Source organism: Oceanicola sp. S124 (assembly GCF_000220565.1).
In the GTDB taxonomy this organism is placed as follows: domain Bacteria; phylum Pseudomonadota; class Alphaproteobacteria; order Rhodobacterales; family Rhodobacteraceae; genus Pseudooceanicola.
Genome location: NZ_AFPM01000159.1, coordinates 65,105 through 76,904, shown reverse-complemented (window position 1 = coordinate 76,904; position 11,800 = coordinate 65,105). Strand labels below are relative to the sequence as shown.

12 protein-coding genes and 1 pseudogene are annotated in these 11,800 nt (G+C 65.5%); 1 reads left to right on the top strand and 12 read right to left on the bottom strand.

What is annotated here, in order from left to right:
- The 8 genes and pseudogenes from OS124_RS0111225 to OS124_RS28350 all read right to left on the bottom strand — a co-directional run.
- Nucleotides 1-202 (bottom strand): annotated as a pseudogene (locus OS124_RS0111225) (type II secretion system F family protein); the annotation flags it as partial.
- A 15-nt stretch (nt 203-217) separates the two neighbouring features.
- On the bottom strand, nt 218-1,723 hold the full coding sequence (locus OS124_RS0111220) for an ATPase, T2SS/T4P/T4SS family (protein WP_029375365.1): 1,506 nt from the start codon (nt 1,721-1,723) through the stop codon (nt 218-220).
- Nucleotides 1,724-1,754: 31 nt separating this feature from the next.
- Nucleotides 1,755-3,044 carry an AAA family ATPase gene (locus OS124_RS0111215; protein ID WP_029375364.1) on the bottom strand — a complete coding sequence of 430 codons (1,290 nt, stop codon included), beginning with the start codon at nt 3,042-3,044 and terminating at the stop codon, nt 1,755-1,757.
- Between the two features lie 310 nt (nt 3,045-3,354).
- Nucleotides 3,355-4,020: an OmpA family protein gene (locus OS124_RS0111210; protein ID WP_010139709.1), complete on the bottom strand. Its 666-nt coding sequence runs from the start codon at nt 4,018-4,020 to the stop codon at nt 3,355-3,357.
- A gap of 8 nt (nt 4,021-4,028) precedes the next feature.
- Nucleotides 4,029-5,456 (bottom strand): type II and III secretion system protein family protein, encoded by a 1,428-nt coding sequence (locus tag OS124_RS0111205; RefSeq protein WP_010139708.1) that lies wholly within the window; start codon nt 5,454-5,456, stop codon nt 4,029-4,031.
- Nucleotides 5,457-5,675: 219 nt separating this feature from the next.
- The gene (gene cpaB, locus OS124_RS0111200; RefSeq protein WP_010139707.1) at nt 5,676-6,533 is read right to left on the bottom strand and encodes a Flp pilus assembly protein CpaB; all 858 of its coding nucleotides are present in this window, start codon (nt 6,531-6,533) and stop codon (nt 5,676-5,678) included.
- A gap of 134 nt (nt 6,534-6,667) precedes the next feature.
- Nucleotides 6,668-6,862, bottom strand: coding sequence for a Flp family type IVb pilin (locus tag OS124_RS24410; protein WP_010139706.1), 195 nt, complete (start codon nt 6,860-6,862; stop codon nt 6,668-6,670).
- Nucleotides 6,863-6,981: 119 nt separating this feature from the next.
- Nucleotides 6,982-7,287, bottom strand: coding sequence for a hypothetical protein (locus OS124_RS28350; RefSeq protein WP_010139705.1), 306 nt, complete (start codon nt 7,285-7,287; stop codon nt 6,982-6,984).
- Between the two features lie 272 nt (nt 7,288-7,559).
- On the opposite strand from OS124_RS28350, the gene OS124_RS0111185 reads away from it, so the two are divergent.
- Nucleotides 7,560-8,411: a lytic transglycosylase domain-containing protein gene (locus OS124_RS0111185; protein ID WP_010139704.1), complete on the top strand. Its 852-nt coding sequence runs from the start codon at nt 7,560-7,562 to the stop codon at nt 8,409-8,411.
- A 6-nt stretch (nt 8,412-8,417) separates the two neighbouring features.
- On the opposite strand, the gene OS124_RS0111180 is transcribed toward OS124_RS0111185, so the two are convergent.
- From OS124_RS0111180 to OS124_RS0111165, 4 genes are all read right to left on the bottom strand, one after another.
- Nucleotides 8,418-9,086 carry a CoA transferase subunit B gene (locus OS124_RS0111180; protein ID WP_010139703.1) on the bottom strand — a complete coding sequence of 223 codons (669 nt, stop codon included), beginning with the start codon at nt 9,084-9,086 and terminating at the stop codon, nt 8,418-8,420.
- Nucleotides 9,087-9,105: 19 nt separating this feature from the next.
- Entirely contained in the window at nt 9,106-10,146 is a 1,041-nt protein-coding gene (locus tag OS124_RS0111175; protein WP_010139701.1) for a PAS domain-containing protein, read from the bottom strand.
- A gap of 32 nt (nt 10,147-10,178) precedes the next feature.
- Nucleotides 10,179-10,877 carry a CoA transferase subunit A gene (locus OS124_RS0111170; protein WP_010139699.1) on the bottom strand — a complete coding sequence of 233 codons (699 nt, stop codon included), beginning with the start codon at nt 10,875-10,877 and terminating at the stop codon, nt 10,179-10,181.
- 134 nt (nt 10,878-11,011) lie between these two features.
- Nucleotides 11,012-11,605, bottom strand: coding sequence for a L,D-transpeptidase (locus OS124_RS0111165; RefSeq protein WP_040607058.1), 594 nt, complete (start codon nt 11,603-11,605; stop codon nt 11,012-11,014).
- Nucleotides 11,606-11,800: the final 195 nt, after the last annotated feature.

The following is an 11,800-nucleotide window of genomic DNA, read 5'->3' as shown; positions in this document are numbered from 1 at the left end:
GCGAAGCCATGTGCAGTTCCATCTCCTTGCGGAGCTTTTCCAGCACTTCCTCGCGGTTCGAGCCCTTCTCGAGCATTTCAAGGCGGCGGTTCACCTTGCTGTTGAGGCTGATCGACTTGCCGAAGACCGTCAGGTAGATGCCTTCGATCAGGGCGAAGACACCGGCGAAGATCAGCAGGTAGATGATGGGATCGGTGGCCATGGACATCATGACGGATCACTCCCGTGCCGGTTCGAAGATCTGCGGCGGCAGGTCGTAGCCCCACATCTTGAACCGTTCAGAATAATGGCTGCGCACGCCCGTGGCGGTGAAATGCCCGAGGATCTTGTTCTCGGGGGTCAGGCCGGTGCGCTGGTAGCGGAAGATCTCCTGCATCGAGATCACGTCGCCCTCCATCCCGGTCACTTCGGTGATCGAGGTCATGCGGCGAGAGCCGTCCTGCAGGCGCGAGGCCTGCACGATCAGATGAACGGCGCTGGCGATCTGCGCCCGCATCGCCTTCAGCGGCATGTCGATCCCGGCCATGGCGATCATGTTCTCAAGACGCGAGATGCCGTCGCGGGCCGAGTTGGCGTGGATCGTGGTCATCGAGCCGTCGTGGCCGGTGTTCATCGCCTGCAGCATGTCGATGACTTCCTCGCCGCGCGTCTCACCCACGATGATGCGGTCAGGGCGCATCCGCAGGGCGTTCTTCAGGCAGTCGCGCGGCGTGACCGCCCCCTTGCCCTCGACGTTGGGCGGGCGGCTTTCCATCCGGCCGACGTGTGTTTGCTGCAGCTGCAGTTCCGCCGTGTCCTCGATCGTCAGGATGCGTTCGGAATTGTCGATGAAACTGGACAGGGCGTTCAGCGTGGTCGTCTTGCCCGAGCCCGTGCCACCCGAGACGATGACGTTCAGGCGGCAGGCCACTGCGGCCTGCAGGTAGGCGGCCATTTCCTCCGAGAAGGCGCCGAACTGCACCAGGTCGTCGATGCCCAGCTTGTCCTTCTTGAACTTCCGGATCGAGACCAGCGAGCCGTCCACCGCGATCGGCGGCACCATGGCGTTGAAGCGCGAGCCGTCCTTCAGGCGGGCGTCGACGTAGGGGTTGCTCTCGTCGACGCGCCGGCCGACGGCCGAGACGATCTTGTCGATGATGCGGAAGAGGTGCTTTTCGTCCTTGAAGGTGACGTCCGACATTTCAAGCTTGCCGGAACGTTCGACGAAGATCTGGTGCGGCCCGTTGACCAGGATGTCCGAGATCGTGTCGTCCTTCAGCAGGCTCTCCAGCGGACCGAGGCCCTTCACCTCGTCGTAGAGTTCCTGGCTGAGCTGCAACCGCTCCTCGCGGTTCAGTACGATGCCCTTTTCCTGCAGCACCTCGGCCGAGATCGCGTTGATCTCCATCCGCAGGTCGTTTTCCTGCGCGGTTTCAAGGGCCGCGAGGTTCAGGTTGTCCAGCAGCGCGCGGTGCAGTTCCAGCTTGATTTCCGACAGCCGCTCCTTGCGCTTGCGGTTGCGGTCGGCGGCGCCAACCTCGGCCGGGCTGGCGGCGGCGGGCTGGGGTTTGCGCATGACGCGGGGGGCATCGGCACGGGGCGGCACCGGCGGCGCGGGAACGGGCTTGGGGGACGGGGTGGCTGCGGGCTGCGCTGCTCTGCGTGCCGCAGCCGTACCTGCGCCGCCCTTCGGAGCGGAGGTTGCGGGGCTTGGGGCAGTGTCTTTCTTGTAGCGCGAAAACATAGGCGTTCCTTGCTTGTCGGACCTCTGGCTCTCAGGCCTCGGCGGCCTCTACCGCGTAGTCCAGTTCCAGCAGCGAATGTGCCAGCTTCTGGATCTCCTTGCGGAGCGGGTTCTTGGGGGCGGCCGAGCCTAGCGGCACGCCATGGTCGGCCCCCTGGGTCACCTGGCGGCCACCGTCGGGGAAATGCAGGTCGATCGCGATGTCCAGCGTCTCGGCCAGCCGCTTGACCCGCTGGCGCGCGGTCAGGTCGGTGAACTTCGGCGCCCGGTTCATCGCATAGCGCAGCTTTTCGACCGGCAGTTCCTCGGCTTGCAGGGCGCGCTTGAGGCGCTGGATGTTCTGGGCCGAGCGCATGTCCATCTCGATCATGGCGAAGTAGACCTGAGCTTCGTTCAAAACGGTTTCCGTCCACTGAACGATGGTCTTCGGCATGTCGATGACGACGAAATCGAAATGCGAGCGCGCCATCTCGATGATGCGCTGGATGTCCTGCTGGCTGACCAGGTCCAGCGGCAGCATCTCGGTCGGGGCGGTCAGTACCGAAATCTGTTCCTCGAAGCCCATGAGCGCCTGCTTGAACACATCGGCGTCCATGGCCTCGGTGTCCGACAGCAGTTCGTAGACCGCTTCGCGGCGGGGCAGGTCCAGATAGGTGGCGACCGAGCCATATTGCAGGTCCAGATCCAGCAGGCAGACCTTCGGCGGAGGCGGGGCCTCGGCCTTGCGTTTGCCACGCCGGCTTGGGCGGGGGGCGCCCTGGGCCAGTTCATAGGCCAGGTTCACCGCCAGGGTCGTCGCACCGGTGCCGCCGGCCAGGCCGTGGCAGACCAGCACGGCGCCGTTGCGGTCGCCCTTGCCGCCGCCGGGGCGCGCCGCGACGTGACGGTCGCTGTCGTGCTCGGGTTCGGGGGCCGGTTGCTGGATCCGGCTGATCGCGGCGGCCAGCTCGTTCTCGGGCAGGGGGTAGGGGACGAATTCATCCGCGCCCTTGCGCAGCAGCTGGTGCAGCGCGGCGGGGCTGACATCTTCGGCGATCAGGATCACCTTGATCCCCTGGGCACGCGCATGGGTGATCACCTCGCCCAGCAGAACCAGGTTTTCCTCGTCCTCGGCGTCGATGGCCATGGCGATGAACTCGAGGGTCTCGGCCTCGGGCTGGTTGAAGAACATCAGGGCCTCGGCAAAACCGAGATCGCCCCACTTGTCCCCCATGGCCGCTTCCATGTCCTCGATCAGGAGTTCGAACCCGTCGGGTTCTCTCCGGATCGTGCATGCCACGATCGGGCTGGGATCAGCCTGTAATGTCGCAGATGCCGTCATGGCCTCACTACCTCTCACTCCACTGCGGCCCGGTGGCCTGTCCGCCTTGAGGCGAACGCTTGTCCCTGGCGGCCCCGGGACGACTCATGTCCTCCGCAGTGATCCAGGATGTAACCTGGGGGTCAACTTAGGCGACAATACGGCCAAAAAAACGAATTGTTGCGGATTCGTCGTCAGATACGAAACGCCTTGAGGTCAGCAAAATAAGGGAAATCCGGCTGTTTTGCACGCCCGGATCGAAAACCGGCCTCTTCCCGACGCAATCGCGCCCAAGTGCCGCCGAGAGGCGCCCTTTTTCCGCTTCAGCCGGTCATTCGCCGCCTGCGGAAGTGCCTGCCAGGGCGCCGCCACTGAGGGTTGAGGGGGCAACCGCGCTTGCCACGTAGTCGCGATAGATGATCGCCGCGTATTTGCCATCCAGGATGTTGGGGTGGCGCTGCACGAAGCCGGTCACCTCCGTCACCGTGCGGCGGTTCTCGCGTTCCGGGCCCTGGCTGTAGACCAACGGCTGGGTCTCGCCGAACGAGGCGACGGCCTCGAGACGGTCCCGGCTGATGCCCTGGGCGACGAGGAAGTTCACCGCAGCCTGGGCCCGGCGCAGGCCGAGCCGCTTGTTGTAGGCGTCCGAGCCGACAAGGTCGGTATGGCCGTAGACGCGGAAACGCACCTCGGGGAACTGCTGGATCCAGCTGGCCTGGCGACGCAGCACGGCCACCGCAGCGCCGTCCAGAGCCCAGGAATTGAAGGCGAAGTTGATCGTGCTGGGGACCTCTGCCGAAAAGCGCTCGTTCAGGTTCTCGACGTAGGAGCGGCGCCCGGTCTGCACCAGCTGGTTGTTCATCGTCGCATTGCCGAAGTCGCCGCTGTCGACCAGGGCACCCGCCTCGCGGGTGAAGGGCGAATAGCCGTCCGTTGCGCAGGCCGAGAGGCCGCCGAACGCACCGAGGGCCAGAAGGGCGGGAAGCTGTCTGAACATCGCCGCGGTCACTCCATCACATAGCCATAGGAGCCGCTGAAGTCCTGCCGCGCCACTTCTCCGGCGCCACCGGCAAGGCGGCTGCCCTGTTCCTTCGCGACATTGCCGAACAGGAACAGATCCTTCTCGGACGGGGGCTTGACGCGGTCGGTCGGCAGGGCAAGGGCTTCGCCGCGGGTGGGCGAGACGAGATGAGCCGTGATAATGATCACCAGCTCGGACTGCGAACGCTGATATTCGGCGCTGCGGAACAGCGCGCCCAGGATCGGGATGTCGCCCAGCCAGGGCAACTGGCTGGAACTGTCGGTGAAATCATCCTGCAGCAGGCCGGCTATCGCGAAGCTCTCGCCGTCGCGCATCTCGACGGTGGTCGAGGCCTCGCGCCGCGAGAAGGCGTCGATGCGGAAGCCGTTCATCTCGAAGCCGTTCGAACTGTCGATGGCCGAGACCGCGGCGCGCAGCTCGAGGTTGATCACGTCGCTGTCGACGACCCGCGGAATGAAGCCCAGCTCGACACCGAAGGGCTTGAACTCGACGCTGACCGAAGTGTCGTCCTGCGCGACGGGCACAGGATACTCGCCGCCCGCGAGGAACTTGGCCTCCTGGCCCGACAGGGCGGTCAGGTTGGGTTCGGCAAGGGTGCGCACGACGCCCTTGGACTCAAGGGCTTCCAGCAACATGCCGACCTCGACCGATCCGACGTCGAAGCCCAGCAGGATTGCGCCGGTGTTGGTGTTGGAGCTGGGCAGGCTGCCTGACAGCATGGTGCCCTGTCCGCCGCTGTTGGCCCCGCGCGAGGTGCCGCCTTCCAGCCCGACACCGCCGCCGAACGCCGAGCCGCTGAGGCCAAGCGAGGCGGAAAGCGACTTGGTGACAGAGCGCTGCATCTCTGCGAAGCGCACCTTCAGCATGACCTGCTGGGTGCCGCCGACCGACATCAGGTTCGATACCCGGCCCGGCGCATAGCGTTCGGCCAGGTCCATGGCGCGCTGCACCTTCTGCGCCGAAGAGACGACGCCCGACAGCACGATGCCGTCATTGGCGGTGCGGACCTCGACCGGCTCGCCGGGCAGGATCTGCTTCAGCCGAGCCTTGAACTCGGTCACATCGGCCGAGACGATCACGTCGACGTTGGTGATCAGCTGACCGGCCGCGTCCAGCAGGGTCAGCGTGGTGGTGCCGGGGCTCTTGCCCAGCACGTAGATCGACCGGTCCGACAGCGAGGAAATGTCGGCGATGGCCGGGTTGGCGATGGAGAGTTCGGCAAAGGGCACGTCGCTTTCGACCACCACGGCGCGGTTCATCGACACGCTGAGCTGCGATTCGGCGGTCTGGTTCAGTACCCGCAGGGTATTGGCCAGAACGGCAGTCGGCGGCTGGAACGCCAGCGCCGCGGCACCCAACAGGGCTGCCTTGATAAAACGGTCAATTGTCATTGTGATCTGCCTCTCGGATCACTGCTCTGGCCCGGATCTGTGCCCGGTACTTGCCGTCATCCTGCGTCAATTCGGCTTTTCATGCAATAATCAATGATTTCCGCGCTGGAACGCATGTGGATAACGGGCAACAAGACCACCCCCCGGGTGGGGTATGCAGAGGCGAAAGGGCGACCCGAAAGGGGCCGCCCGTGCTGGGATCGCTTGAGGGGGGGCAGGTCAGTCGGTGCAGGGGATCGGGATCTCGACCACCTCCGAACCGCGGCGGTTGCGGATCGTGCAGACCCGGTCAGCCGGGTCGGGCGCACGCTGTACCTCCTCGGGCTGGGCGACGGGAATGCCCAGGAGGCTACGCTGGTCGACCTCGATCGCCTCGGCCACGGTATCGTCGCCATAGCCGACAAGCGCCAGCGAAAGGCGGCCGGTCGACTGGGCCTGAGCCAGGGTGGCGACCTGCTGGGGATTGATGGCAACGGTCACGGTGCGGGCAATGGTGGTGCCGGCCAGGTCGCTGTTGGCGGTCTGGTCGATGGCGATCAACTCGACACCGCTTTCGATCAGCTTGGTGAAATCGCCCATCATGCCGTCGACGCGGCCGGTCCAGTAGACATCGACCCGGTCGCCGGGACGCAGGAAGCCCGACACGCCGGTTGCCACGTCGACCGAGATCGCGAAGGCCCGCATGCCACGCTGCAGCCGTGCGGTCAGGCCGGCGTCGATGCCGGGCTCTGTCACCTTGATCTTCAGCAGGGCCTCACCCTTTTCCATGCCGCGCAGGACATGGCGAGGGGCGGCGTTGTCGTTTGGGAACAGCGCGTCTTCCTTGGTGAAGATACCCTCCGGCAGGGCAGAGCGCGGCCACTCGATCTGGCGCACGTCCGAGGGCAGCAGCGTCTCGCCATAGGCCAGCTGGCGGGCTGCCACGTAGACCGGCACGGTTTCGACCGCCGGGGCGGCCTGCTGCTGGGCCGCTGCGACACGACGCTGCCAGTCCGCCTGATTTTGATTGAACAGATAGGCTGCGCTTCCCGCCAGGGCGAGGCCAACAATCAGCACCAAACCGAACACGACTCGCATGTGTACACCTCATACCTGCTCCGCTGTCCGCAGCGCACGGGGGCGTCGCGAAGGGCGGCTATTGTCCCCCTGACGGGATCATCCCGCAGGAATGTGACCAAATCAGGGAGTTATCACGTTGCTGACGAGACCCTTCAGTCGAAGGTCTTCTCGCTCATGAAGTCCGCCGTACGGTCACCCAATGCCAATGTGCTGTCGGCCATGGCGGTGTAGATGAACATGCAGAGCGCGATCACCATGGCCACCAGGACGACCCAGTCGACGGTGACGGCGCCTTCTTCGCGCCGCAGGAAGCGGCGTAGGGACGGAATTGTGTACCTCATCGTCATGCACAATATCCTTCTGGTTCCCCGAGATGCCGCCTGAGCAACCTTGCCCCATATTGACGAAAGGCCGCGCCTAGTGAAAGACGCGGCCTTCCGACAACTCAAGACAAAGTCGTCAGAACTTAGTTCGAGGTGTTGCCGTCGGTGACGGTCGCGTCGGACATCATCTTCGCGGTGTCTGCGGTCAGGTCGGCCGCGCCGCCGGAGATGGCGGTGTAGGCTGCGCCGCCCAGGGCAACGATGGCTGCGGTCAGCACGACCCAGTCAACGGTCACGGCGCCGGATTCGTTCTTGCGGAAGTTCTTGATGAAGTTGATCATGGTCTTGTCCCTCCAAAGGATCACATGGGTTTCAGAGTGGTTCGCTTCGATGTTTGGTGTGGCCCGTTGCTCTCTCTCGTGGGTCACCATCTCTGCGGCACTGGGCATTTATAGCTCTTGGATTCGGGCAGGATTTGGGCACCTTTGCAGCGAAAAAAGAGTTTGTTCACATCTTGGGGAGGTGCCCCATCAACGCCCTGAAAAGAAACGGTAAAAAATATTGATCCGGGGCGGAATTATTGTTTTTGACCGCTGGAATATGGGGGCAGGCGGGCCGGAAACGGGGCGGCATGGAACCGGAATCGGGGGTGAAACATGCAAGAGAATCTTCCGCTGACAGGGCAAGTGCCCGTGACTCGCGGATGAGGCAATGCCCTCTCATGGCCTTCCGCCGCGCGTGGGCGCGCGGGCGTCGCGCAGGCGGGATTGCGACCCGGATCTGCCTGGGGCTGCTGCTGGCGCCGGGGCCGGTGCTTGGCCAGCAACCGCCCCCCTTTGCCGACTTCACCTTCAAGACCGTCCGTCCGCCCGCGCCGGGCAGCAACCGGCGCATCACGGTGCAGATCGCCCCGCAGGACCAGCCCGCGCCGCCTGCACCCTCGTCATCTTCGGCCTCGCCTGCGGCGGCTGTGCCCGCGGCCCCCGGGCGCTACGGCTGGTTCTGGCAGGCGATCCCGCCCGAAAGCGCGGCCTCGGGCCCCGGGCGGCTGGACCTGGCAATGAGGGCGCTTTCCGGCGCGCCGCCGGGCCAGCAGGTGCCGGCCCCCCGGCTGGCGGAGATGGTGCGGATCGCGCGGGCACACCAGGCCTCGATCCTCGTGCATTCGGTCGGCAGCGGCGTCTCTCCGGCACTGATCCTTGCGGTGATCGCCGTCGAATCCTCGGGGCGCACGGATGCGGTCAGCGGGGCGGGGGCACAGGGGCTGATGCAGCTGATGCCCGACACGGCGCGGCGCTACGGCGTCGAGGATCCATTCGACGCCGATCAGAGCATCGCCGGTGGCACCGCTTTCCTCGGCGCGCTGCTGGCGCGGTTCGAGGGCGATCCGATCCTGGCCCTGGCGGGCTACAATGCGGGAGAGACGCAGCTGGCGCTGCACGAGGGTGTCCCGGATTTCGCCGAGACGCGGGACTATGTGCCCAAGGTGCTGGCCGCCTTCGCCGTGGCGCGCGGCCTCTGCATCACGCCGCCCGAGCTGATCTCGGACGGCTGTGTCTTTCACCTGCCCTGAGGCGGCTCAGAGGATCGTCGCCTCGGTGGCGGCGCGGAGCTCGTCCTCGGTCACGCCATCGGCCAGTTCGACCAGCTTCAGGCCGCCTTCGACCACGTCCAGCACGCCGAGGTTGGTGATGATGCGGTCGACCACGCCGGCCCCGGTCAGCGGCAGGGTGCAGGCCTTCAGAACCTTGCTTTCGCCGTGCTTGTTCTGGTGGTCCATCACCACGATGACGCGGCCGACGCCGGCCACCAGGTCCATGGCGCCGCCCATGCCCTTGACCAGCTTGCCGGGGATCATCCAGTTCGCCAGGTCGCCGTTCTCGGCCACCTCCATCGCGCCAAGGATCGCCGCGGCAATCTTGCCACCGCGGATCATGCCGAAGCTGGTGGCACTGTCGAAATACGAGGTCTTCGGCAGCTCGGTGATGGTCTGCTTGCCCGCGTTGATCAGATCGGGATCCTCGTCCCCCTCGTAGGGGAAGGGGCCCATGCCCAGCATGCCGTTTTCCGACTGCAGCGTGATGTCCTTGTCGCCGGTGTAGTTTGCCACCAGCGTCGGGATGCCGATCCCGAGGTTCACGTACATGCCGTCTTCCAGCTCCTCGGCGGCGCGGGCTGCCATCTGATTGCGATCCCACCCCTTGGTATCACTGGCCTTGGTATCAGTGGCCTTGATGTCACTGGGCATCGCTGTCCTCCTCTTTGACCTATGTTGCGTCGGTCACGCCGGACAGGTCCAGCGTCACCACGGTGCCCGTGGCACCCGTGTTCACGTTCAATGTGCCGTTCAGCTGCCGGATCAGCCCCGCGATGACCGACCCGCCGACCGACGTCCGGTCCGGCCACTCGACGCCCTCAGGCATGCCGAGACCGTCATCGGCAACGGTGATCCGCAGCGACTGGCCCGGCAGGCGGCGCACCGAAAGATCAATCCGCCCGGTCTCGCGCCCGACGAAGGCATGTTGCAGGGCATTGGTCAGCACCTCCGAGACGATCATGCCCAGATGAACGGCGGTATCGGATCTTGCCTCGGCCTCTTCGATGTCGACGTTGACGGTCAGCCCGGAGCGCCCGTCCAGCGATTGCGTCGCCGCCGCCAGCCGCGAGAAATAGGCCCCGAGAGAGACCGTATCCATGTTGCGCCGCCGCTCGGGGTTCGACAGCTCCTGGTAGAGCACCTGTAGGCTTTCGATCCGCCGCGCCAGCTGGCTGAACTGGCCCCGCGCATCGCCGGCACCCCGGCCGTACATCCGTGTCAGCGAGATGACCATCGACAGGTGGTTCTTCACCCGGTGCTGCACCTCGCGCATGGCGTGGCGTACCGCATTCGGCGACAGCAGGTCCTCGACCTCGGCCAGCGGCTTCTGCATCCCGAGGAAGTAGCGCAGGCTGCCGTCCTCCGAGCGGATCGGAGTCATCATCAGCCGGTTGATGAATTCCGAGCCGTCGGCGCGGTAGTTCACCAGGTCGACGGTGCAGTCCTCTTCCCGGTCCAGCGCCTCGCGCAGGCGCTTGATGTCATCGGGGTCGGTGTTCTCGCCCTGCAGGAAGCGGCAGTTGCGCCCGATGGCCATGCCGGACATGTAGCCCGTCACCTCCTCGAAGGCCCGGTTCACGTAGACGATGGGATTGTCCGGCAGCGCCGGATCGGTAAGCACCATCGAGATGCGGGAGCCGCTGAGAGTCTCGAAGGCTTCCGCATGGCTGAGGGGCTGCAGGGCGGCGCGGTTTTCGGCGTCCATCGTCATCAGGGTCTTTCGGTGCAGGCTGGGCGGCCCTGTCAGGCCGCCGGTCGTGTGGTGACTTTTTCGATCCGCTTCTCGTGCGTGCCCTGGATCAGGCGATGCACGTAGATGCCGGGCAGGTGGATGGTGTCGGGATCCAGCTCGCCAGGTTCGACGATCTCCTCGACCTCCATCACGCAGACCTTGCCGCACATGGCGGCGGGCGGGTTGAAGTTGCGCGCGGTCTTGCGGAAGACCGCGTTGCCGGTCGTGTCCGCCTTCCAGGCCTTCACGATGGACAGGTCGGCGAAGATGCCTTCCTCCATGATGTAGGTCTCGCCGCGGAACTCCTTGTGTTCCTTGCCCTCTGCGATCTGAGTGCCGACGCCGGTACGGGTGTAGAAGCCGGGAATGCCGCAGCCGCCGGCCCGCATCCGCTCGGCCAGGGTGCCCTGCGGGTTGAACTCCAGCTCAAGCTCGCCCGAGAGGTACTGCCGCATGAACTCGGCATTCTCTCCCACGTAGGAGCTGATCATCTTCTTCACCTGCCGGGTCTGCAACAGGATGCCGATGCCGAAGTCGTCCACACCGGCATTGTTGGAGGCGAAGGTCAGGTCCTTCGTGCCGGCGTCCTTGATTGCCTGCAGCAGCAGCTCGGGTATGCCGCAGATGCCGAAGCCCCCCGCGGCGATCAGCATGCCGTCGGTCAGCAGCCCGTCAAGTGCCTCGGCGGCAGAGCCATATACCTTCTTCATGGACATCCTCCTCAGAATTCATTCCCCCTGTCATGGCGTCCGTCAGAGGCCCTGTCAAATGAACTGATGAACGAAGGGTTAACAAAGGTACGGGACCTTGCCGCGCTGCGGCAAGGTGTGGCCGCAGCGCGGCATCAGATGATACGGACCTGCGCGCCTACCGGGGTGAGGGCGAAAAGCTCTTCGATGGCAAAGTTGTAGAGCCCGATGCAGCCATCCGAGCTGGGACGGCCGATCTTGCGCGTGTCATGGGTGCCATGGATCAGGTAGGCGGGCCACGAGAGGTACATGGCATGGGTGCCCAGCGGGTTGTTCGGCCCGGGGGGCATGTAGCGCAGTTCGGGGTTGCGCTCGACCATCGAGGCGGTCGGGGTCCAGTCCGGGCCGACCCGCTTGCGCACCACCTTGGTGTAGCCGCGCTTGGTCAGCTCTTCGGAGGCGGGCACCGAGGTCGGATAGATCCGGTAGTCGCTGCCGTCCTCGTTCCAGTAGTGCAGCGCGCGCGAGGTGGTGTCGCAGACGATCGAGACCCGGTCGAGCCGCTCGAAGTGGTCGCGCCAGTCCTGGCTGGCGAAGCTCGAGATGTTCCGCCGTGCGGGGGGCAGCACGGGGGCGGGGATCAGCGGTGGCGGATCCGCCGGCACCTGCTGGGCCAGGGCGGCACCGGGGGCCAGCCCTGCGGCACCGGCGGCGATCAGGAAACGGCGCCGGGTGCAGGGCGGGACGATGCTGGGCGGGGCGATTTTGGGCGGGGCGATTTTGGGCAGGTCGGGGGCATGTTGCCCGAGGGGGCTCGATTTGGCTGGGGGTCTGGTCACGTCATCCGCTCCTTGGCTGCGTCGGGTCGCAGGCAGAGGTCGGATGGATCGCGGCCGGGAGCCAATCACATGTGATCATGCGCCCGTGATGGCGGCGGCGGGGCC